The organism is Acetobacter senegalensis, assembly GCF_001499615.1.
GTDB classification, from domain to species: Bacteria; Pseudomonadota; Alphaproteobacteria; order Acetobacterales; family Acetobacteraceae; genus Acetobacter; species Acetobacter senegalensis.
On record NZ_LN606600.1, the window covers coordinates 3,867,450 to 3,889,881 of the forward strand.

Sequence of the window (22,432 nt, forward strand, 5' to 3'; positions counted from 1 at the left end):
GAAAAATGACTGGTCCCGCACATTCAGGCACACACCATCTTCTGGCGTTTGATTCCGGAATAGGTGGGCTTGGCATTGTGCGGGCCTTACGCACGCTTAATCCTGCACTGGCCATAGAGTATCTGGCTGATACAGCCGTCTTTCCTTATGGTGAGCAGGATGACGCGTTTCTGGTTGAGCGTGTTCTCACCCTCATTTCCGAGGCCATCAGCAGGCTACGCCCACAGGCTGTTGTGATTGCCTGCAACACAGCCAGCACGCTTGCGCTGGATGCGTTGCGCGCAGCATGGCCAGAGATACCCTTTATCGGGTGCGTGCCCCCCATCCGCTGGGCCGCTCGTCTCACCCGCTCCCACGTTATTGGCCTGCTGGCCACCAGCGCCACCATCCGGCGGCCTTATCTGAACCGCTTGCACGCCCTGTATGCACCGGATTGTACCCTGATCGCCCATGCGGCACCGGGTCTGGCCGCCTGCGCGGAGCATCTTTTCCGGGGCGAGGACGTGCCGCCAAGCGCTATTCAACGGGAAATTGCGGGCCTGTTTGATCGCGACACCACGGGTAAACTGGATGCCGTGGGCCTGGGATGCACGCATTATACATTCGTGCTGGAGCAACTCCGGGCTCTTTCTCCGCCTCGTATCATATGGCTGGACCCAGCAAATGCCGTGGCGCGCCACACGCTCACCCTTCTTCAGAACCAGCCGGAAGTGACCTCTCCTTCGGTCCAGCCCCGTGCCTGGTTTACCTCGATGCCTCCTGAAGCAGAGGCGCTGCGGCGAAAGCTGCCCGATTTCGGGTTTGATGAGATAACGCTCTGGCCAAGCCTGCCCGCGTCACAAAAAATAACGGCCTAGCCCAAACCAAGCAGCGTAGAGGCCCGCGACAAAATACGTCCCGAGGGCGGCAGACGTAAAAGCGCACCCAGAACAACAGCGTGGCAAAAAATTATCGGCTGTTTCTCCGGCCACGCCCTACCCCTCCTCTTCCAAACCCGGTTAGCGCCTTTTTCCGGGCTAACCTGACTGGTCACGTCGTACAGCGGCAGGGCGGCACCTGAGTGGCTTTTTCCAAAATCACTCAGGCCAATCTGTGGTTCTTTTTTGCCTGAATGTGGTGCCTCTTTGCCCAGCAGTGGCACCATCCTAACGGCAAACCAGCATTTTCAGTCATAAAGTGATCTGGCCGCCTTAACCTCCAGATTGTTGAAACCACCTCACCCTTTCGGGGTAAGGCTTCACCGTCTCGTTATAACAAGCGCGCGTGACAAAGCCTGATCCGCAGAGCTAGGCTTCTGTCAAATGGGCCAGCGATACCAACAACGGCCCTCTTTTTCCGAAAGACGCACAAAAGGCTGTTTCAGGCTCCCTGACAGGAAGACCTCCAACAGCTTTAAGAAAAATAACAAGGATCGTCTCGTGAGCCAGTCTGTCGCCGGCCGCCCCATCCGCACCGCGTCCACCGTGTTTCCGGTGTTGGGGGCTATCAGTTTCTGCCATTTTCTCAACGACACCATGCAATCGCTTCTTCCAGCGCTCTATCCGGTTCTGAAAGGACATTTTGCGCTGAATTTCGGGCAGATCGGCTTCCTGACCCTTACCTACCAGATTACCGCCTCCCTGCTTCAGCCGCTTGTCGGGCTAGTGAGTGATCGCAAACCACGCCCTTATTCTCTTCCCTGTGGCATGGGCTTTACCCTGATCGGGTTGGTCACGCTCGCCTTTGCACCGTCCTACGTGCTTCTGGTCTGTGGGGCAGCGCTGCTTGGCATCGGCTCGTCCATCTTTCACCCCGAATCGTCTCGGATCGCACGTCAGGCATCAGGCGGCGCACACGGGCTGGCACAATCCCTGTTTCAGGTGGGCGGTAACTTTGGCACCGCCATGGGGCCGCTTCTTGCCGCCTATTTTGTCGTGCCTCGGGGGAGGGAAAGTCTTGCCTGGTTCGCACTGGTCGCTTTGGGCGGCATGGCCCTGCTGGGCATTCTGGGGCGCTGGTATGAACACAACAGCCGAGCACAGGCTGGCAAACCCTCCCTCACCGCCATCCATGCCCATCTCAGCCGGGCTCAGGTCGGCAAGGCGCTCTTTATCCTCATCGCGCTGGTCTTTTCCAAATATTTCTATCTGGCGAGTATCACGAGCTATTACACCTTCTACCTGATGCACCATTTTGGTTTACCCGTCCGCACAGCACAGACTTATCTGTTCGTCTTTCTGGCAGCCGCCGCGGCAGGCACAATCATTGGCGGCCCTGTGGGAGACAGGATTGGCCGCAAACTGGTGATCTGGGTCTCTATTCTGGGCGTGCTGCCCTTTACCCTCATGCTGCCTTATGCGGGACTTAATGCCACTATCGGCCTGAGCATTATCATCGGCCTGATTTTGTCTTCAGCCTTCTCGGCCATCGTAGTGTATGCGCAGGAACTCATGCCGGGCCGGGTTGGCACGGTTGCGGGCCTGTTTTTCGGCTTCTCTTTCGGTATGGGAGGGCTAGGAGCCGCCGTTCTCGGCCAACTGGCCGATCACACCAGCATTGAATTTGTCTATCATGTCTGTGCGTATCTGCCCGCTATCGGGCTTCTGACAGCCTTTCTGCCTAATCTGAAAGACGTCAGATCAGCAGACAAAGCGGCTCCAGCTAACCCCTGAGAGGTATACAAAAAAGAGGCCAGACACACAGTCTCTGGCCTCTCCCGCTTACCCGGTCACGCTTGAACTGCTTAACTTGCGCGACTGGCCGAATAACTGGCGGTTTCGATCAGGAGAGACTTGATCTCACTCTCATCAAAAATTGCCAGTGCTTCCCGCGCCTTGGCCGCGTAATCCTCCGCCTTCGCCAAAGTGGTCGCAATGGCATCTGTTGCCGCAATCCGGGCCAGCGCCGCATCCAGATCCTCTGGGGTCTGTTCGCAGTCTTCAATTACGCGCCGCCAGAAAACACGGTCTTCCTCACTCCCGGCTTCATACGCCGCCAGCACCGGAAGCGTGACTTTCCCTTCACGGAAATCATCACCCACTTCCTTGCCCAGCACGGCCTGATCCGCTGCGTAATCCAGCGCATCATCCACAAGCTGGAAAGCCATACCCAGATTGGCGCCATATACCCGCAGCGCTTCACGCTTTTCAGGTGTTGCCTCTCCAATCACGGCACCAGATTCGCAGGCAGCAGCAAACAGAGCCGCCGTCTTGCCATAGATAACCTGCAAATACTGATCGACCGATGTGGAAAGATCATTCTGCGTGGTCATCTGCATCACTTCGCCTTCCGCCAAGGTGGCGGATGCAGCGGAGAGAATGGCCATCACATCCAGCGACGCATCGGCCGTAAGAATCTGGAAGGCGCGGGCAAACAGGAAGTCCCCCACCAGCACGGAGGCCTTGTTGCCAAAAATGGCGTTGGCGCTGGCCAGCCCACGCCGAAGCTGGCTTTCATCCACCACATCATCATGCAGCAATGTGGCTGTATGAATAAATTCCACACACGCGGCAATTTCAACATGCCGCAACTTGCCGTCCTGATTATCGTAACCGCACATCCGGGCCGAAGCCAGCGTGAGCAAAGGACGCAGGCGTTTTCCGCCAGCAGCCACCAGATGGGCCGCCAACTGCGGAATCAACGCAACCGGACTTTGCATACGGTCAATAATAACCTGGTTACACGCACGCATATCCTGCGCGAGGTAATCGGCCAAGGCTCTTAAGCCCGCTTCTCCTGGCTTACTCACAGAAACACTAGATCCATCCTGGCTTGTGGCCGTGCCAGATTCTGGCAGACTAACTGCAACACCCAAACGCTATTCCCCCAGCCATGGGATGAGTTGACGTCCAACCATATGCGGGGCACCAGAAAAACGGTCAAGGTTCAACCACTTCAAGACAGCCAGACACTTTCTGGCAAGGCCGGTCATGCCCGATCTTTCCGCGCTTTCTTCCGGCACCCTTATGGCCGGAAAAATTCTTTACTCCCAATTCCTCAAAGGGAACAGAACCGGCCTTGAACCTGTGCTTATGGCGGCCGCCGTTCCCGCCCGCCCCGGCCAGCGCGTGGCAGAAATCGGCTGTGGCGCAGGCGCGGGGCTGTTGTGCCTGACTCATCGCATACCAGAACTGAGCGTATGGGGCATCGAACTGGATTCCGCCACTCTTGCGCTGGCGGAGCATAATCTCAAGGCCAATGGACGCACCGGAGTCACGCTTCTGAACGCCCGTTTCCCTGACGCCCTGCCTCCCGACTTCCCCTTCGGCCAATTTGACCACTGCTTTGCGAATCCGCCGTGGCATGACACGGACAGCAGTGCCTCACCCATGGAGCAACGAGACCTTGCCCGCCGCGCCATGCCTGACACGCTGGAAAGCTGGATCAAAGGAGCCACACGGCTGCTCCGTTATAAGGGCAGCCTGACGCTGGCCCTGCCCGCCACTCAGATGGCTGCGGCGTGCACCTTCCTGACCCGCGCCCGGTTTGGAGATGTAACGCTATGCCCCCTGTGGCCCAAAACCGGCCGACAAGCGCGCCTGATGCTGATCCAGGCGCGCTATGGCGTAAAAAGCCCCTCGCGCATCCTCCCTGGTCTTGTCCTGCACCAGCAGGAAGGCGGGTTTACTCCAGAAAGCCGCACCATTCTGAAAGAAGGTAGCCCACTCATCCTGCACCGGCAACAGGCTTCTCGGGTTTAAACTTTAAGAACAAGTGGTTACCGAAATTTTCTCACGAAAAACCTGCACCACCTACCCTGCCTCCATAAAAAAAAAGGCCACCGCAAGGATGGCCTTTCTTACAAACGTTTCCTTTAGGGAAAATCTTTACCCTTATTCAAAAACGGACGCCTCAAAGGCTTCTTCCCACGTACCAGTGGTGGACGCACGGCTATATTCGGTTGCACGGTTTTCGAAGAAGTTCGTGTGTTCAACCGCGTTCAGCATGTCATCCAGCCATGGCAGCGGATTAGCTGTCGTGTTGTAAAGAGGCTCAAGCCCAAGCTGAATCAAACGACGATCTGCAATGAAGTGGATGTAGGTTTTCACCTGTGCGGCATCCAACCCTTCAACCGGCCCCATTTCAAACGCCAGATCAATGAACGCTTCTTCGTGCTCAACAATGGTAGCGCAGATATCGCGCAGTTCCTGCTGAAGCTCGTCCGTCCAGATTTCCGGGTTTTCGTGCACGAATACGCGGAACAGGCGGATGATGGACAGGCAGTGCAGCGTTTCATCCCGCACGGACCAGGACACAATCTGCCCCATGCCCTTCAGCTTGTTGAAGCGCGGGAAGTTCAGCAGAATGGCGAAGGACGCAAAAAGCTGAAGGCCTTCTGTAAAGGCACCGAACGCTGCCAGCGTCTTGGCGATCTCATGCTTGCTGTCCACGGAGAACGCCTGCATGTAATCGTATTTATCCTTCATTTCCTTATACTTAAGGAATGCAGAATATTCCGCTTCGGGCATGCCCAGCGTGTCCAGCAGATAGCTGTATGCCGCAATATGAATGGTCTCGATGTTTGAGAACGCCGAGAGCATCATCAGCACTTCAGTGGGTTTGAAGACCCGGCTGTAGTGCTTCATGTAGCAATTGTTCACTTCCACATCGGACTGCGTGAAGAAGCGGAAAATCTGGGTTACCAGATGCCGCTCGCTTTCATTCAGTACACGGTGCCAGTCTTTCACATCGTCTGCCAGCGGCACTTCTTCCGGTAGCCAGTGCAGGCGCTGCTGCGTCAGCCATGCATCATAGGCCCACGGGTAACGAAACGGCTTGTAAACAGGATTGGAAGTCAGCAGATCGAAATGCTGTTCCTGTTCGCCGCCCCCGGCTTGTGTTTCGCTCATGATGCTGTCCTCATACCTGAAGCATTTTCTTTAAAAACAAGACGCTGAATATCTTCCCTGCCTTTTACTGGCAGGCAAGACATTCATCATAGTTGTTGTTATTGCCCGATGCCGAAGCGGCTTCTGCTCTCTGCGCATCTTCCGCCGCCAGCACATCGGCCTTGGTCAACACGTTACTAACCGTATCTGCCCGCTGGATGGAAAGGGACCGGCAGTAATACAGGGATTTCAGGCCCTTCTTCCATGCCATATGGTGAATCTGATGCAGGTCCCGCTTATGCACATTGGCAGGCAGGAACAGATTAACCGACTGCGCCTGACACACATAAGGCTGCCGGTCTGCCGCGTGCTCCACAATCCAGCGCTGATCGAGTTCAAAGGCAGTCTTGAAAACGGCCTTTTCATCATCACTCAGGAAGTCCAGTCCCTGCACGCTGCCCTTGTTCAGCGTAATGTAGGACCACACTTCCTCCGTATCCTTGCCCTTCTCCTGCAACAGCTTCAGCAGGTGGCGGTTACGCACGGTAAAGGAGCCGGAAAGCGTTTTCTGCAGGAACACGTTCGCTGCAATCGGCTCAATTCCGGGGCTCGCATTCCCGGCGATAATGGAGATGGACGCCGTAGGCGCAATCGCCATCTTGTTGGAAAACCGTTCATGCACGCCATATTCGGCCGCATCAGGGCACGGTCCCCGCAGATCCGCCAGCTTGCGGGATGCTGCATCGGCCTGTTCGCGGATATGTTTGAAAATCTTGCGATTCCAAACCTTTGCCATCACACCTTCAAACGGAACACCTTTGGCCTGAAGGAAGGAATGGAACCCCATAACTCCCAGTCCAACAGAACGTTCCCGCGCGGCGGCATATGCTGCGTGCTTCATTTCCGGCGGTGCACGGTCAATGAAGTCCTGCAACACGTTATCCAGAAACAGCATCACATCTTCAATGAACTGCGGGTTATCGTTCCACTGCTCCCACGTTTCCAGATTGAGGGACGAAAGACAGCAGACTGCCGTACGCTGCTTTCCGTGATGATCCACCCCAGTCGGCAACGTAATTTCCGAGCACAGATTGGACGTCTTGACTTCCAGCCCTGCCAGTTTGTGATGTTCCGGCCGCGCGTTGTTCACGTGGTCTGAATACACAATATACGGCTCGCCCTGCTCCATACGGGCTGTCAGAATACGGATCCACAGTGCGCGGGCAGACACCTTACGGATAACGGTGCCGTCCTTGGGGGAAACCAGTCCCCATTCATCGTCCGCTTCCACGGCCCGCATGAAGGCGTCAGACACCAGAATACCATGGTGCAGGTTCAGTGCCTTCCGGTTGGGATCACCCCCCGTAGGACGACGAATTTCAATGAACTCTTCAATTTCCGGATGCCAGACCGGCAGATAGACAGCAGCTGAGCCGCGACGCAGAGACCCCTGACTGATGGCCAGCGTCAGGCTGTCCATCACCCGAATGAAGGGGATAACGCCGGATGTCTTGCCATTCCGGCCTACATTTTCACCAATGGAGCGCAGATTACCCCAATAGGAACCAATGCCGCCGCCCTTGCTGGCCAGCCACACATTTTCGTTCCATAGCCCCACAATGCCGTCCAGACTATCGCTTGCTTCGTTCAGGAAGCAGGAAATAGGCAGGCCGCGAGTGGTGCCCCCATTAGAGAGTACCGGCGTTGCGGGCATGAACCAATGCTGGCTCATATAGTCATAAATCCGCTGCGCATGCGCAGCATCCGCCCCGTAATAGGACGACACACGCCCGAACAGATCCTGATAGCTCTCATCAGGCAGCAGGTAGCGGTTATCCAGCGTGGCCTTGCCAAACGGTGTCAGCAGCGCATCGCGTGAACGGTCCACCCTTACCTGGTGATGGCCAGGCAACTGAACCATGTCTTCCAGCTTGCCGGGCTCGAACAGATCGCCCGTACCGACCTCACGCGTCTCGGGACGGCGGCTTTCATTTTCCTGAACGTCGACCAGAGTCATGAGGTCACTTGCTCCGCTTGCTTTAGGTAAGGTGTGGCTGTGCTTGTGGGCGCGCTCTGCCGCGGCACCATATCTCGCGTTTTTGCGCCATCATCGACCCTATATCTAGTGTTTTTTTTCACCCTGAATCGGCAAAAAAAACTTGCTTTCCACTTTTGGCGCAGTTTTCAGCGATCGTCAGATATACGGGGCTGAATATTTTTTTCAGACCACGCCAATCAGACCCGACATCTCCATCCGTCTGCGTGACTCTTCAATGCCATCCGCCACGGCCAATGCCGCTGCCAGAGCGCGGCGTCCGGCCCGGACATCCACCACAACCGGCGCTCCATCCAGACACGCCGCCACAAAGGCCTCATGTTCCGCGTGAAGCGAATCATGATCTTTCCAAGAGATCGCTTCCCGTCGGAAACCACCCGTTCCCGGCAACGGAATCCCACGCTCTTTACCAATCATGGTCAACTCACGCTTGCCAAAATCGGCAGAGAGATAGCCTTCCTCAGAAAACAGTCGCATCCGGCGCTCTGTCTTCAGGGAGATTCGGCTGGCGGTAATGGTTGCTACGCAGCCGTTTTCAAAACGGACCCGTGCATTGGCAATATCCTCATGGGCTGAACTGACCGCTGCCCCCAGGGCATCCACCTGCGCAATCGGGCTATCTACAATCGCCAACACCAGATCCAGATCATGAATCATCAGGTCGAGAATCACAGACACATCCGTGCCACGCGGTTTGAAAGGCGCAATCCGTGTTGCCTCTATGTAAAGAGGACGGGTGATACGGCGGGTGATAGCCTCATGTTCGGCTGAATAGCGCAGCAAATGCCCAACCTGACACACCAGTCCGGTTTCATCTGCCAGAGTGACCAGAAAATCCGCTTGCTCCAACGTGGCCGCCACCGGCTTTTCCACCAGCACATGCTTACCGGCCCGCAGCGCCTGCACCGCCAGTTCAAAGTGGAACTCTGCCGGGGCAGCAACCACCACAGCATCACACTGGGCTAACAGGTCTTCCACACTATCAAAAACCGGGCACCCGGCTTCTTTCGCTACCTCGGCAGCCCTGCGCGTGTCCGGATCAAACAGACCCACCAGCACCTCACGCGGCACGCTCCGCACTTTCAGGGTGTGGTAGCGCCCGAAATGTCCGGCTCCAATCACCCCAACCCGCAAGCTGCCCTGTGTCATTCCCGATCCTTCCTCATCCCGCGCACTTTCATTCGACACAGCGGTAGCAGCCCACGGCACAAACCCCAAAATCACAGATTATGTTTCTATTTTGTTCCTAATCGCCTTCCGTGCTCCTGCCAAGAGCCTGTGCTTTCCCCCGCTGCAAAACCGGGAGAGTGAGGCTTCCCCTCCATTTCTCTCTCCGAATCGAAAATAGTTTTTCAGTGGGTGTCTCTACCCATTTGTGGGCAGCTTTCCGCGCTTTCAGACTGATGCAAGGAGGCCACTTTCCCACGCCGAATACCGGACACCCTCCTTCATATCGCCACAGAGTGTTGCATCACACGCAAGGGAGCGGCATGTTCCGGGCGACAAAAACCGATTGTTTCAGGTGAGAATGTATTACAGCCGCCTCAAGTTGGCCTCGGTACTGGGTGTATGCCTGTTAGGTCTGCTGCTTTGCCTGCCCAATGGCCTGCGCAACCCCTTCCCGTCCATGCCCTGGCGGCAAATCCACCTTGGGTTGGATCTGCGCGGCGGCTCGTATCTGCTTATGCAGGTGGATCTGAAAAGCCTGACGCATGACCGTCTGCAAACGCTGGCGGACACCACGCGGGAAACCCTGCTGAAATCCCAGCTTGGCTACCGCAACATTACCACCAATGCGGATGCAGGCACCGTCTCCTTCAACCCGCGTGATCCGTCTGAAGCTGATGCTGACGTAACCGCGCTGGAAAAACTGCCGCGCGTTGTTCCCAACGAATTCACGGTCAAGAAGCAGGATAATGGCTCCATTGTCCTGACCCTGTCTCATGATGCGGTAAAAGCCCGTGCTCGTGAAGCCGTGACCCAGTCCATCGAGATCGTGCGCCGCCGTATTGACGCCACAGGTGCGGTTGATCCCGAAATCACCCGTCAGGGCGACGACCGCATTGTCGTCGAACTCCCTGGTGTGAGTGACCCGGAGCGGATCAAGACTCTGCTGGGCACCACCGCCAAGATGACGTTCCGGCTGGTCGATTCAAACCCCATGCACGCTACGGCTCCGCCACCTGGCGTCAGCCTGCTACCCATGTCCAACCCGGCGGAAGGTGGCCCCCTACCCGTCTATGATCATGTAGATGTTGACGGCACGGACCTGACAAACGCTGGTGCCGCCATTGATTCCCAGTCAGGCGAATGGGCCGTTTCCTTCACGTTTGACTCAATCGGCACGCATGCTTTCTCAACCGTCACGCAGGCCAATGTCGGTAAGCGCTTTGCCATTGTGCTTGATAATAAGGTGATTGAAGCGCCGGTCATTCGCTCCCCCATTACGGGTGGCAATGGTCAGATCACGGGCGGCTTTGACGCCCAGCGCGCGACAGACCTCGCCCTTATGCTGCGCGCTGGCGCTCTGCCCGCTCCTCTCAGCGTGGTTGAACAGCGCACAATCGGTCCGTCTCTGGGCGCAGATTCCATCCGGGCTGGCATGCTCAGTCTGGCCGCTGGCTTCGTGATGGTCATTCTGTTCATGGCATTGTTCTATGGCCGCTTCGGCTGGTACGCGAACGTTGCCCTGCTGGCCAACCTGGTTCTGATGGTGGCCATCCTCTCCCTGTTTGAAGCTACACTCACCCTGCCCGGCATGGCCGGCATGCTGCTGACATTAGGGATGGCGGTTGATGCCAACATTCTAATCAATGAGCGTATTCGTGAAGAAGTGGCTCGCGGGCGCACGCCTCTGGCAGCCATGCAGGCCGGTTTTGAGCGCGCCACCTCCACCATTGTGGACAGTAACGCCACGGCCCTTCTGGCACATGTCATGCTGTTTGTGTTTGGCACCGGCCCCGTACGTGGCTTTGCGCTGACAATCACCATCGGTATTGCCACCACGCTGTTCACCACTCTTCTTCTTTCCCGGCTGCTTATGGTCCGCTGGTACGCGCTCGCGCGCCCCACCAGCCTACCAGTCTGAGACGAGGCGCATATGTTCGGACGTCCTCTCCTGCGTTTTGTGCGCAAGGATACCCATATCAACTTCATGCGCGGGCGCTTTGCGGGCCTGATTACCTCAGCCGTGCTGTCTCTGGCCTCCATCGGGCTGTTCTTCTATCCGGGCCTGACACTCGGACTGGATTTTCGCGGCGGGATTGTGGTGGAAGCCAAAACATCCGGCCCGGCCGATTTCGGCAAGTTGCGTACGGCTTTGGCCGCCCATAACATCACGCATGCTTCTATCCAGGCATTTGGCGCACCGAACGATGTGCTGATCCGGCTGGACGCGGGCGATGGGCAGGAAACCAACAAGGTTGTTGATAGCGTGCGCCACGCCGTCGATGAAGCTCAGCCCGGCACAACTGTTCTGCGGGCCGATGCCGTTGGCGCATCCGTTTCATCCGAGTTGTTCCGCAACGGCATGCTGGCCCTTGGCCTGAGCCTTGCGATGATCCTTGCCTATATCTGGTTCCGCTTTGAGTGGGAATTTGCTCTCAGCGCCGTCATTACACTGGTGCTGGATCTGACCAAGACCATGGGCTTCCTGGTGATTACAGGTTTTGAGTTTGATCTGGTGATGGTGGCAGCCATCCTGACCATTCTTGGCTATTCGACCAACGATAAGGTTGTGGTGTACGACCGCGTACGTGAAAACCTACGCAAATACCGCACCATGCCGCTGCGCGAACTGATTGATCTCTCCATTAACGAGACCCTCAACCGCACACTAGGCACCTCCTCCACCGTCTTCCTGGCCGCCCTGCCCTTGGCCCTGTTCGGCGGAACCACCCTCTCCGGCTTCGCCTGGACAATGCTGTTCGGCATTGTAGTAGGAACGTCCTCCTCCATCTTCATCGCCGCCCCGCTGCTGCTGTTTATGGGAGAGGGGCGGTTGAAAAAACAGTCGATCTAACTAACAATCAAAAAAATAATATTATCTAACTGATACATCACCGTTAATCTAATATATCTTTTTTCGAAAATAGTAGTGGGGGATTGGATGTCTTTTTGCGTTGTGGGTGCCGGGTTTAGTGGTGCCATTATTGCGCGCCATCTTGCGGAACGCGGGCATAAGGTCACGGTTGTGGATGAGCGTCCGCATATTGGCGGCAACTGCCATACCGAACGGGATGCCGAAACGGGCGTGATGGTGCATAAATATGGCCCTCACATTTTCCATACGGCAGATCAACGCGCATGGGACTACGTGCAGCGTTTTGGCGCGTTCAAACCGTATGTGAACCGGGTAAAAGCCATTTCCCAAGGGCGTGTCTATACGCTTCCGGTGAACCTGCTGACCATCAACCAGTTCTTTGGCACCACCATGGGGCCGAAGGAGGCGCGTGCCTTTATTGAAGGCAAAGCGGATAAAACCATTACCAACCCCCGCTCGTTTGAAGAGCAGGCGTTGAGCATGATCGGGCCGGAACTGTATCGGGCCTTTTTCTATGGCTACACCCGCAAACAGTGGGGCCTTGAACCCACGGAACTGCCTGCGTCCATTCTGAAGCGGCTGCCCCTGCGTTTCAATTATGACGACAACTATTTCAACCATCCCTATCAGGGTATGCCGGAGGAAGGCTATACGGCCATTGTCCAGAATATTCTGAATGTTGACGGGATTGATCTCCGGCTGGGCTGTTCGTTTGAAAGCCTGGAAGAAAAATTCCAGCACGTTTTCTATACAGGCCCGATTGATCGCTTCTTCCAGTTCAAACTGGGCCGGCTGGGCTACAGAACTCTGGATTTTGAACGGTTTGTTGATGAAGGTGATCATCAGGGCACTGCCGTCATCAATTACTGTGATGAAAACGTGCCGTTCACCCGTATTTCCGAGCACAAGCACTTTGCCCCCTGGGAGCAGGACAAATTCTCCAAGACGGTGTGTTTCCGCGAATACAGCCGCCTGGCCGGTGAGAAGGATGTGCCGTACTACCCCATCCGCCTCGTGAACGAAAAGCAGATGCTGGAGAGCTACATCGGCCTCGCCCGCGCAGAGAAAGGCGTGTCTTTCCTCGGGCGGCTTGGCACTTATCGTTATCTGGATATGGATGTCACCATCACGGAAGCCCTTGCCGCGTGTGACCGGATTGATGCAGCCTTGCAGGCGAAAGAATTGGATCTGCCAGCCTTCTTTGTTGATCCAAGCTGAAATATAACGGCTCTTCTAAGGGTAAAGGGAGATATACGTCATAACTGAGTCACTACATGGCATCTTCAGCTATAGGTGACGTCATCTGGACGAGTTCGAAAAGCCTCTTGGTTTTAAGTAGCTATCTGTGATTTCATCTCCTGCTCTTGGATCGGAGTAGATGGAGGGAGCCAGCCATTTTTTTTGACGTTGAAGAGTGCCTGGCTCGCCTGAGCGAGCGAGGGATCAGCTCGAAGCCTTTTCCCAGACTATGGATTTTGAGGCATTCCGGGTTGGTCGGGATATGCCTTTGTCCTATTCGGATGGCAGAAAATGCAATCACCACCGTTTGATCCGGTTCTGATGTTTAAAGTCCTGGTGATCCGGACGGTGAATAATCTGTCCGATGAACGGGCGGAGTATTTGATCGACGACCTCTCTCTTTCGTGCGCTTTCTGTGGCTTGGGCTGTCGGATCGGGTGCCTGAAGCCAAGACAGTCTGGCTATTTTGTGAGCAGGCCGATGCCTATCGAAATGCTATTCAACCGGTCCGATGCCACATTACCGAACGCCGGTTGTCTACCGATGTCAGCCCAGACCTTGGATGCAACACTGGTGGCGGCCCTCAAACAGCACAATACCAACGGTGAGAAAAAGGATCTTCGGGAACGGCATATTTCCGAGGGTTGGAAAGACAAGTCTGCAGACCCACCCCACAAGGACCACCACGTGCGATGGACACCGACGCTCACGAAAGCACGCCAGCAGGATAAAAGGACAACTCCTTCAACAAGCCTCGCCATCCTGTTCTTTAGCTACAAGTCGCATGTCTTCGTCGACCAGGAATTCAGATTGATTTGAAAATGGAAGGCAACAGATGCTGTGGCCTGCAATGGCGTAAAATTGAAAGACGGACTGCTCGATCGCAGCAATACATCCTATGATGTCTGGGCGAATACGTCGTATTGCTCAAAAGCAAACGAAGCTTTATGGAAAAGCAGAGCTTTGCCTCGAAGATGCATCGCAAGAAGTCGCATCTCAAACCCATCTCCCGACACTTCAAGATATCCAATGCGGGAAAGTCGGTGATCCGTTCGCGGGTCGAGCGCATTTTTGTCAATCAGAAATTTCAGACGGCTCTCTTCATCCAAAGCGTTGGGATCTCCCATGCCACCATGAGAATCATGTTGGCCAATATCGTCTACAGCATGCACTGTTTCTATTCTTGGAGTGAATCAGCGCAACCGCCTAGCAAACTATAGCACAATACTCCTGCTCTGCTCCAAACGGAAAGCGGAAACGGCTCTAGAAAAAAATTCATAGTCATCCGCTTTGCCTGAAATCAGGCATTCAGAACTTCAATCAATGGTTCTTCGATCTCTCCAAGATAAAACTATTAGGGACCACCCAGAGCCTTTCAAACTTTCTCTTCTCTTTGGGATGTAGTATTTTATGTATATAAAGCGTTTTTCGAAGGAGAAAGTTAGAATGAGCGATTTCTTTTTATTGAGAACTAAAATTGGCACAGAAATATGTTTATATGACGGAAAACTATCATTATCATCTTTTGAAGAGAGCAATGATAAATTAGAACGGATTTTCTGTTTTTTCTCAAAAAATGTCAAAAATACAATTTTTATTTGCACTGAAGATATAAATAAAAATATTTCTTATATAGGTTCTTGTTTCTCTAATCCTATCTATCCTTTTGGATGGGACGTCGGAGCATCCAAAACTGCGAACTCAATTTTTGATATTCTTGATCATAATTGGCTATCTTTTCCCCCGCTGAATACAGCAGCGGACATAGGTCAATTTAAAATAAGCAACAGTACACATTACGCACGAATTGTTGGAGACAACCTTGATTGGGAAGAAGTTAATATTGAACCATATCAAGGCGATATCCCTGATTTTGCAAGGAAAGCGAAAGATTTTTTTGATAATCTATATTCCGATGACAATCAAATTGAATCCCTTTATAAAATCCTTAAATATGATTTCCCTACTAAATACAAAGAAATCATTTTTAATTCCATTTATTTTTTCTTGAAAGAAAAAGATCTTGAAAAAATTTCCAAATTATTTTTCCTAGAAAATGATTTTTCCAAAACTTTCTTTAGTATTTTCTATGATAATTTTTGGGTCGAATTTGGAATACGATCCTGCATATCATGGAACGAAACAAGACAAATCAAAAATTTTTCCGGCGGCACTCTTATCTGTGACGAAACTTTTGATTTTTTACAACATCTTTTTGAGAAGAAAGAGTTTTCTTCCATTTTCCATGCTTTGAATTTTTACGTTCGAAAAAATATTATACCAACAAAAAAGGCATGTGTCGTAACTACAGTTCGTAATGAAGGTATTTATTTACTTGAATGGATTGCATGGCATAAAGTATTGGGATTTGAACATATTTTTATTTATACTAATGATAACGACGATGGGTCTGATATATTATTAGAAAACCTAGCAAATATTGGAGAAATAACATTAATTAAAAATAATATGGGAAAGAATGTAAGACCACAAGCAAAGGTTTGTGTGCATACTTTCGCTATTCTTGAAGAAATTCTAGATTATGAATGGGCTCTAGTTATAGATTCTGACGAATTTTTAGCTATAAACCATGATAAATTTAATAATGTAAATGAATATATAAGGTGGGCTGAAAAGAAGCAAACTGATGCAATTGGAATAAATTGGAAATATATGGCTTCCGATGAAAGCATTCCATATAAAAATAGCTTTGTTACCGATAGACGAAAATTTATTGCCTACCATGTAATTGGTGCGGCAAACAATTTAATAAAAAGTATGTCTAAGCCAAATATGATTATGAGTTCGACTGCCCACAATGCAGTTTGTCCATCTAGAAATTCTATTTCATATAGATTAGCAAATGGTTATGAGCACAGATACGCTCATAACTCATCTGGTTATTCTGATAATCCGATGTGGGCTGATATAAATCACCATGGTATGATTTATATACTCCACTATCACTATAAGTCTTCACAGGAATTTTTACTCAGACTCTACAGAGGAGATGTTCTCAAGGAGTTTGAAAGAAAAGATATCTCAATCACATCTTTTGATGAGAATTTAGTTCATACCTTTAATTCTCAGTTTGAAAAATATGGGCCTACAGCAGATAATATCTACTTTGTAGACAAAAAAGAGTTATCCAATTACATAGGAAAATTAAGAAGTATACCATCTATAAATTCTTGTATTTCTGAAATTATCGCAAAAACAAATGATAGAATTTCTCTCATATATCAATATATGAGAGAAAACAAAGATAATCTCGGGGAGCAATCAAAAACGCTATTTTCAATAATAGAAAATAATTTGTAAAATAAAAAATCTATTTTTGAATTTAAAATTTGTTCAGATAGGAGAAATTATAATGTGGGGTTTTTTCAAAGCCCCACGTTTGTAACCAAAGAATGGAAAAACAGGGGGATGTCTCAAAGGTGGAGGGGTCGAAAAACCTCTTGGTATTGAGCCCTCCACTATGATTCCATTTTTCCGGTTCTGAATGAAGGGATGGCGATATGAAACAGCCCGGTTTCTTTGATGTTGAGGAGCAACTGGCGCGTCTGAGCGGGCATGGTAATCAACTCGAAGCGTTTTCCCAGACTGTAGATTTTGAAGTCTTTCGTTCTGATCTTGACAAGGCTCTGGCCTATTCAGACGGGCGCAAAAGTGGGCGTCCACCGTTTGATCCGGTAATTATGTTCAAAATGGAGGGATCGAAGAACCGTTTTTTTGAACTCCTGTTTCCTGATTTTAGGGCTATGACGTTTTGATTGATGGTTGTCAGGGTAACTTTTTCTCTGCGTTTTGATCCGTGTGGAGATATTGCCCCCGCTGAGCTGCTACTCGGTCGCACTGATCCGCTCCAGTAGGAGAAAGCGGCGCATGTTGTAGACGATATTAGCCCGCCCAATTTTCATGGTGGCCCGTGTGATACCGACTGTTCGGACGAACAGCCCCGTCTGTGATTTCTGATCCGCAAAGACATGCTCAACGTGGGATCGGATCACCGACTGAGCGGCATTGGAGCGCTGGATATGACGGGGCATAAGCTTGAGATGCGGCTTTTTCCTATGAACCTTTGAGACCAAACCCTCTTTGTCCATGAAGTCCTCATTCGCTTTCGAGCGACAGGCGGTGTCAGCCCAGACCGTTGAAGCCGTATTGGTTTTATCCAACAGCCCCTCTCTCAATCGCGTACCATCACCGGCGGCCGCATCCGTCGTCTTCCATTTCCGGATGAACCGGAACTTCCGGTCGATGGAAATATGGGATTTGTAGGCAAAGAACGGGATAGCGAGATCGCTGGACGGCATGGTTCCGTCGTCCTGAGGCTTTGCTTTCGTGAACTTCAGTGTCCAGCGTGCATGACGGTCCTTGTGGGACAGTTTGGACGGCTTGTCCTCCCAGTCCTGCGGGATCAGTCCCTCTCGAAGATCCGCCTTCTCCGCGTTGGTATTGCGCTGCTTTGGAGCAGCCACCAGCGTTGCGTCCAGGATCTGGCCTGACATTGGGAGATAACCAGCGTTCCGCAGCGTTGCGTCAAAGCGATTGAACAGGCCACCGATCGCACCCGCCTGTGTCAGACGCTCGCGAAAGAGCCAGACCGTTTTGGCATCCGGTATCCGGCCCGACAGCCCCAGACCAAGGAAACGCATAAAGGAGAGCCGGTCGTTTGTCAGGTATTCTGTTCGCTCATCAGACAAATTGTTCAGAGTCTGGATCACCAGGATCTTGAACATCAGAACCGGATCAAATAGCGGACGCCCGCCTTTGCTTCCATCCGAACAGGCCAGAGCCTGATCAAGATCAGGGCGGAACACCTCAAAATCCACAGTACGGGAAAAACGCTTCAAGCTGATTCCCCAGCCCGCTCAAATGAGCAAGCCGCTCTTCAACATCAAAGAAACCCGGCGGCTTCATGATTTATCCTCCCAATCACCATAGGAGGCATGGAATCACAGATACGTACTCAAAACCAAGGGGTTTTTAGAACCCTCCACATGATAGTGGCGTCTTCTTTCAATCAAGTTGATCGGCCACGAATGACACACCTGGAGGGTTCGAAAAACCCTCTGGTTTTGGGCCTTTCTCTGTGATTCCCTCTCTTGTGTGATGACTGGAGGAGTGGCTCATGACGCAGTCTGGTTTCTTTGATGTTGAAGAGCGGCTTGCTCGGTTGAGTGGGCTTGGCGATCAGCTTGAAGCGTTTTCCCGTACTGTCGAGTTTGAGGTGTTCCGTCCGGAGCTGAACAAGGCGTTGGCCTATTCAGACGGAAGCAAAGGCGGTCGTCCTTCGTTTGATCCAGTGCTGATGTTCAAAATTCTGGTCATCCAGACGCTGAACACCCTCTCCGACGAACGGACAGAATACCTGATCAATGACCGTCTTTCCTTCATGCGTTTCCTTGGTCTGGGACTGTCTGAGCGCGTGCCTGATGCCAAGACCGTGAGGCTCTTTCGCGAGCGTCTGACACAGGCGGGTGCGATCGATGGTCTGTTCAATCGCTTCGACGCAACTCTGCGGAATGCCGGTTATCTGCCGATGTCAGGCCAGATCCTGGACGCTACACTGGTAGCGGCCCCAAAGCAGCGCAATACCAATGGGGAGAAGGCCGATCTGCGGGAAGGACGGATCCCACAGGATTGGCAGGACAAGCCGTCAAAGCTGTCCCATAAAGATCGTCATGCACGCTGGACCCTGAAATTCACCAAGGCAAAGCGTCAGGATGACGGGACGATCCCGTCTACGGATCTCGCCATCCCTTTCTTTGGCTATAAATCGCATAGTTCCATCGACCGAAAGTTTCGGCTGATCCGCAAATGGGAGACGACGGATGCCGCCGCCAGCGATGGTGTCAGACTACGTGAGGGGCTTCTTGATCACAGCAATACGGCGTCTGATGTCTGGGCAGATACAGCTTACCGCTCAAAAGCCAATGAGGATTTCATGGAAAAGCATGGCTTTGTCTCGAAGGTTCACAGGAAAAAGCCTCATCTCAAGCCCATGCCACGACATATCCAGAAATCGAATGCAGGAAAGTCCGTTATTCGGTCGCGTGTCGAGCATGTTTTTGCCGATCAGAAAGCGCAGACAGGACTGTTCATACGAACCGTAGGCATAACGCGAGCCACCATGAGGATCGGGCTGGCCAATATCGTCTATAATATGCGCCGCTTTCTCCTCCTGGAGCGAATTAACGCCGCAGCGTAGCAATCCAGAGCATGAGACCTTCACTCTGCTCAAAACGCAGAGTGAAAATCAGGTCAACAAACCAGCAAGCAACACGCAAAAAAAGAACCAATTAACGGTTCTTCGATCCCTCCACCTTATTGAATTAACAATACGCTTCAGGAAGTGGCTACATCAGCATTCCGTCATTAGCCACATTCCCGATTGTCATAGAGTATGATTAATTACCAAACAGCCTAGTTATACTAAAAACTCCAATAAACTTTTTATATTTTCTGAAAAATATTTTTTCTGGAACTGTTGAGTGAAAATTTCCTCAGCTAGCTTTTTTTTCTTATCATGCCAAAACTTAAAAACCATCTCATCAAAGGGTGTTTGATTTTTTATCTGATTTGCAATTAAATTACCAAAATCATTAAAATTAAAATCTTTCACATCAAATACAGGCCATAGACTCCCCATAGTTTTTACAGAGAAATGTTTGTTTTCATAATATTTATTTTGATAAAATGCGAATCCCTTCCCCCCAGAAAAAGCCGCTATTAGATGTATATGGTATCTGCTAGTTAGAAAAAAACTCTCTTTATGGAAGGGGATTCCATTTTTTAACAACTCATCAGAATCTACATAAGAAACAGAAAAACCAGTATTTTTTATAATTTCTGCTTGCCTTTCATTTAATTTCTTAACGTCATTCTGCATCGCAGATATTATTTTTACATTACTAATCCCACAACTTTTAATCGCAGCCAAATTCTTCTCCGTTAATATTTTTGAAAACAAATCCGAACCTTGGAATAAATCATTTTGAAGGCACATAACTAATGACGGTACTTTTTCCTCTTTTATCGCAAAATTTTGTGGATTAGAAAACAAAAGAATTGCATCATCTCCTGAGAAACTTACATTCTGTCGACCACTATGGTTTGGCAATACATTTAAAGATGAAATATCTCTAACATCTATTTTATCAAAATCCATTAATACATTGAGATAAGGATCTAATTTTTTATCCCACGGGATAAGGCCCTGCCCCGTAGAAAATAAGGTAGAATTAATATTGTCGGAAATCAACTTCGATCCAACAATAATAGGCAAATGGTGTCTCCACATAGAATTAATATATCCTCCCCCAAACATATGAATATTATTAACCCCACAGTCTTCTAAATATTTAGATATTGCACTAATTTTACTAAAAAAATCTTTTTTGTTGTTTATTCTGATGCCAGAATCTGAATAACTGATATATTTCCCAAGAGAAAACAGACTCAGATCATTTGGAATGACATTTATATTTTTATATCCAAGTATATCTATATATTTTCTTAAATTTGAATTATTAATACCATCACATATTATTATATTACTGGATGCACTATTCTTGTATTTATCAATCCACACCCTCATAATTGTTTCGTCACCGAAATTAGGATTTCCAACACAACCAATCAAAAGAGAAGATTTCATCTGATCCACCAAGTTTAATTTTATAACCCTTATATAGTATAGAAAATTAGTAGGTTTAAAAACCCTCACTGTTACTATACGCCCAGAATCTGAAGAATTCTAAAAAACTTCTTGGTTTTACGTAGCTCTCTGGGATTCGCCTCTTGCACATGGATCGAAGTGGATGACATGAAGCATCTTGGTTTTTGGATGTTGAGGAGCGACTGTCGTGGCTGAGCGAGCTTGGCGACCTGCTCGAAGCCTTTATTGTGAGAGATCTTCCGCCCAGATCTGGACAAGGCTCTGGCCTATGCGGATGGAAGCAAAGGCGGCCATTCTCCCTATGATCAGATTCTGATGCTCAAAGTCCTGGAGCTCCAGACACTGAAGACTCTCTCCGACGAACGGACTGAGTATCTGATTAACGATCGTCTGTCCTTTATGCGTTTTCTCGGGCTTGGGCTGTCGGATCGTGTGCCTGATGCCAAAATGATCTGGCTGTTTTGCGAACGCCTGACACAGGCTGGCACGATTGAGCTCCTATTCAATCGTTTTGATAAAACCCGGCGGGATGCCTAGCATCTGCCGATGTCGTGTCGGGACAGATCCTGGACGCAGCCCCGGTGGCGGCTCTAAAGCAGCGCGATACCAATGGGAAGAAGGCGGATTTTCGGGAAGAGCGTATTCCCGAAGACAGGAAAGACAAGCAGGAAAAGCTCTCACACAAGGATCGTGATGCCCGCTGGACACAGAAGGTTACAAAAGCAAAACCCCAGACTGGTGATGGGACGCTCCCGACCACGGATCTGGCCGTCCCATTCTTCGGATACAAATCGCACATCTCCAGCGATCGAAAATTCCGGTTGATCCGGACATGGAAAGCGACAGAGACAGCAACCAGAGATGGTGCGCGATTGAGATAAGGTCTACTCGACCGGAGGAGCAATACCGCGTCTGATGTCTGGGCCGACACGGCCTATTACTCCAAAGCACAATGAAGCCTTCATGGAAAAGGAGGGCTTTGTCTCCAAGGTTCATAGGAAAAAGCCGCATATCAAGCCCATGCCGCGGCATATCCAACAGTCTAATGTAGGTAAGTCCATCATCAGACCTCGTGTCGAGCATGTCTTTGCTGATCAAAAAGCACAGACGAGACTGTTTATCCGGACAGTGGGTATCACCCGCGCCACCACGAGGATCGGCCTCGCTAGGGCCTGTTATGACTTGATCCAGTCTGCTGGGGCAGCGATGTGGATGACCGCGAGGAACGACTTTGCTGTTTTTTCGTAGCTGGTTGCGACAGCGCGCCACTCTTTGAGGCGAGTTCAGAGGTTCTCAACGAGATGTCGACATCGCTAGGCCCACTTTGGGCAGGCGACCAACCCATCCCGTCGTTTCGCGGGAATGGCCGGCCGGGCTCCCATGTCCCATATCCGTTCACGCATGGCGTTCGACGCGTAGCCCTTGTCCGCTACTACCCACAGGGGAATAGCGGGAAGGCTGTCGAGCATGGCTGGCACCAGAGACCCTCATGAGCCTGTCCAGGGAACCGAAGGCTTTTCCATGTCCTTCAGCGATCATGCAGACTTTTGTGCCATAGCCGCCGCGAGAGCGGCCAAGTGCTTCACGATGGTCGCGCTCTT

The 22,432-nt window shown here is 51.2% G+C and carries 13 protein-coding genes and 5 pseudogenes; 11 read left to right on the top strand and 7 right to left on the bottom strand.

The features are described from left to right. Nucleotides 1-5: 5 nt before the first annotated feature. Nucleotides 6-857, top strand: a complete 852-nt coding sequence (locus ASN_RS17790) for a glutamate racemase (RefSeq protein WP_058989003.1) — start codon at nucleotides 6-8, stop codon at nucleotides 855-857. Nucleotides 858-1,418: 561 nt separating this feature from the next. Continuing rightward, entirely contained in the window at nucleotides 1,419-2,651 is a 1,233-nt protein-coding gene (locus tag ASN_RS17800) for an MFS transporter (protein WP_058989005.1), read from the top strand. Nucleotides 2,652-2,722: 71 nt separating this feature from the next. Here the strand turns inward: ASN_RS17800 and ASN_RS17805 are convergent, their stop codons facing one another. Continuing rightward, nucleotides 2,723-3,793, bottom strand: a complete 1,071-nt coding sequence (locus ASN_RS17805) for a polyprenyl synthetase family protein (RefSeq protein WP_058989006.1) — start codon at nucleotides 3,791-3,793, stop codon at nucleotides 2,723-2,725. 115 nt (nucleotides 3,794-3,908) lie between these two features. Between ASN_RS17805 and ASN_RS17810 the strand changes: the two genes are divergently transcribed. Beyond that, nucleotides 3,909-4,679: a tRNA1(Val) (adenine(37)-N6)-methyltransferase gene (locus tag ASN_RS17810; protein ID WP_058989007.1), complete on the top strand. Its 771-nt coding sequence runs from the start codon at nucleotides 3,909-3,911 to the stop codon at nucleotides 4,677-4,679. A gap of 132 nt (nucleotides 4,680-4,811) precedes the next feature. Here the strand turns inward: ASN_RS17810 and ASN_RS17815 are convergent, their stop codons facing one another. The 3 genes from ASN_RS17815 to ASN_RS17825 all read right to left on the bottom strand — a co-directional run bounded on the left by ASN_RS17815 (nucleotide 4,812) and on the right by ASN_RS17825 (nucleotide 9,012). Continuing rightward, nucleotides 4,812-5,828 (bottom strand): ribonucleotide-diphosphate reductase subunit beta, encoded by a 1,017-nt coding sequence (locus ASN_RS17815; RefSeq protein ID WP_006558959.1) that lies wholly within the window; start codon nucleotides 5,826-5,828, stop codon nucleotides 4,812-4,814. A gap of 64 nt (nucleotides 5,829-5,892) precedes the next feature. Continuing rightward, nucleotides 5,893-7,824 carry a ribonucleoside-diphosphate reductase subunit alpha gene (locus tag ASN_RS17820; protein ID WP_058989008.1) on the bottom strand — a complete coding sequence of 644 codons (1,932 nt, stop codon included), beginning with the start codon at nucleotides 7,822-7,824 and terminating at the stop codon, nucleotides 5,893-5,895. 204 nt (nucleotides 7,825-8,028) lie between these two features. Continuing rightward, nucleotides 8,029-9,012, bottom strand: coding sequence for a Gfo/Idh/MocA family protein (locus tag ASN_RS17825; protein ID WP_058989009.1), 984 nt, complete (start codon nucleotides 9,010-9,012; stop codon nucleotides 8,029-8,031). 373 nt (nucleotides 9,013-9,385) lie between these two features. Between ASN_RS17825 and secD the strand changes: the two genes are divergently transcribed. From secD to ASN_RS17860, 6 genes and pseudogenes are all read left to right on the top strand, one after another. After that, complete coding sequence (gene secD, locus ASN_RS17830; RefSeq protein WP_197603379.1) at nucleotides 9,386-10,951, top strand: protein translocase subunit SecD; 1,566 nt, start codon at nucleotides 9,386-9,388, stop codon at nucleotides 10,949-10,951. Between the two features lie 12 nt (nucleotides 10,952-10,963). Further along, the gene (gene secF / locus ASN_RS17835) at nucleotides 10,964-11,884 is read left to right on the top strand and encodes a protein translocase subunit SecF (protein WP_058989011.1); all 921 of its coding nucleotides are present in this window, start codon (nucleotides 10,964-10,966) and stop codon (nucleotides 11,882-11,884) included. Nucleotides 11,885-11,971: 87 nt separating this feature from the next. Next, nucleotides 11,972-13,123, top strand: coding sequence for a UDP-galactopyranose mutase (gene glf, locus ASN_RS17840; RefSeq protein WP_058989012.1), 1,152 nt, complete (start codon nucleotides 11,972-11,974; stop codon nucleotides 13,121-13,123). Between the two features lie 176 nt (nucleotides 13,124-13,299). Beyond that, nucleotides 13,300-14,364: pseudogene (locus tag ASN_RS19080) on the top strand (transposase). A 226-nt stretch (nucleotides 14,365-14,590) separates the two neighbouring features. Then, entirely contained in the window at nucleotides 14,591-16,465 is a 1,875-nt protein-coding gene (locus tag ASN_RS17855) for a glycosyltransferase family 2 protein (RefSeq protein ID WP_058989014.1), read from the top strand. Nucleotides 16,466-16,665: 200 nt separating this feature from the next. Beyond that, nucleotides 16,666-16,857: pseudogene (locus tag ASN_RS17860) on the top strand (IS5/IS1182 family transposase); the annotation flags it as partial. Between the two features lie 132 nt (nucleotides 16,858-16,989). Here ASN_RS17860 and ASN_RS17865 read toward each other — a convergent pair. Next, nucleotides 16,990-18,073 (bottom strand): annotated as a pseudogene (locus ASN_RS17865) (IS5 family transposase). Between the two features lie 208 nt (nucleotides 18,074-18,281). Here ASN_RS17865 and ASN_RS17870 point away from each other — a divergent pair. Next, nucleotides 18,282-19,361, top strand: a complete 1,080-nt coding sequence (locus ASN_RS17870; RefSeq protein WP_058989015.1) for an IS5 family transposase — start codon at nucleotides 18,282-18,284, stop codon at nucleotides 19,359-19,361. Nucleotides 19,362-19,580: 219 nt separating this feature from the next. Here ASN_RS17870 and ASN_RS19775 read toward each other — a convergent pair whose 3' ends face one another. Next, the gene (locus tag ASN_RS19775; RefSeq protein WP_157765211.1) at nucleotides 19,581-20,810 is read right to left on the bottom strand and encodes a hypothetical protein; all 1,230 of its coding nucleotides are present in this window, start codon (nucleotides 20,808-20,810) and stop codon (nucleotides 19,581-19,583) included. A gap of 185 nt (nucleotides 20,811-20,995) precedes the next feature. On the opposite strand from ASN_RS19775, the pseudogene ASN_RS19085 reads away from it, so the two are divergent. Beyond that, nucleotides 20,996-22,079: pseudogene (locus ASN_RS19085) on the top strand (transposase). Here ASN_RS19085 and ASN_RS20365 read toward each other — a convergent pair. After that, nucleotides 22,007-22,430, bottom strand: a pseudogene (locus ASN_RS20365) (transposase); the annotation flags it as partial. The pseudogenes ASN_RS19085 and ASN_RS20365 overlap by 73 nt on opposite strands. Between the last annotated feature and the right edge of the window lie 2 nt (nucleotides 22,431-22,432).

What these genes read in the sequence shown, in the direction of transcription:
- ASN_RS17790 (WP_058989003.1), top strand. Translation starts at nt 6, where the DNA reads ATGACTGGTCCCGCACATTCAGGCACACACCATCTTCTGGCGTTTGAT.
- ASN_RS17810 (WP_058989007.1), top strand. Translation starts at nt 3,909, where the DNA reads ATGCCCGATCTTTCCGCGCTTTCTTCCGGCACCCTTATGGCCGGAAAA.
- ASN_RS17815 (WP_006558959.1), bottom strand. Translation starts at nt 5,828, where the DNA reads ATGAGCGAAACACAAGCCGGGGGCGGCGAACAGGAACAGCATTTCGAT.
- ASN_RS17820 (WP_058989008.1), bottom strand. Translation starts at nt 7,824, where the DNA reads ATGACTCTGGTCGACGTTCAGGAAAATGAAAGCCGCCGTCCCGAGACG.
- ASN_RS17825 (WP_058989009.1), bottom strand. Translation starts at nt 9,012, where the DNA reads ATGACACAGGGCAGCTTGCGGGTTGGGGTGATTGGAGCCGGACATTTC.
- secF (WP_058989011.1), top strand. Translation starts at nt 10,964, where the DNA reads ATGTTCGGACGTCCTCTCCTGCGTTTTGTGCGCAAGGATACCCATATC.
- glf (WP_058989012.1), top strand. Translation starts at nt 11,972, where the DNA reads ATGTCTTTTTGCGTTGTGGGTGCCGGGTTTAGTGGTGCCATTATTGCG.
- ASN_RS17855 (WP_058989014.1), top strand. Translation starts at nt 14,591, where the DNA reads ATGAGCGATTTCTTTTTATTGAGAACTAAAATTGGCACAGAAATATGT.
- ASN_RS17870 (WP_058989015.1), top strand. Translation starts at nt 18,282, where the DNA reads ATGACGCAGTCTGGTTTCTTTGATGTTGAAGAGCGGCTTGCTCGGTTG.
- ASN_RS19775 (WP_157765211.1), bottom strand. Translation starts at nt 20,810, where the DNA reads ATGAAATCTTCTCTTTTGATTGGTTGTGTTGGAAATCCTAATTTCGGT.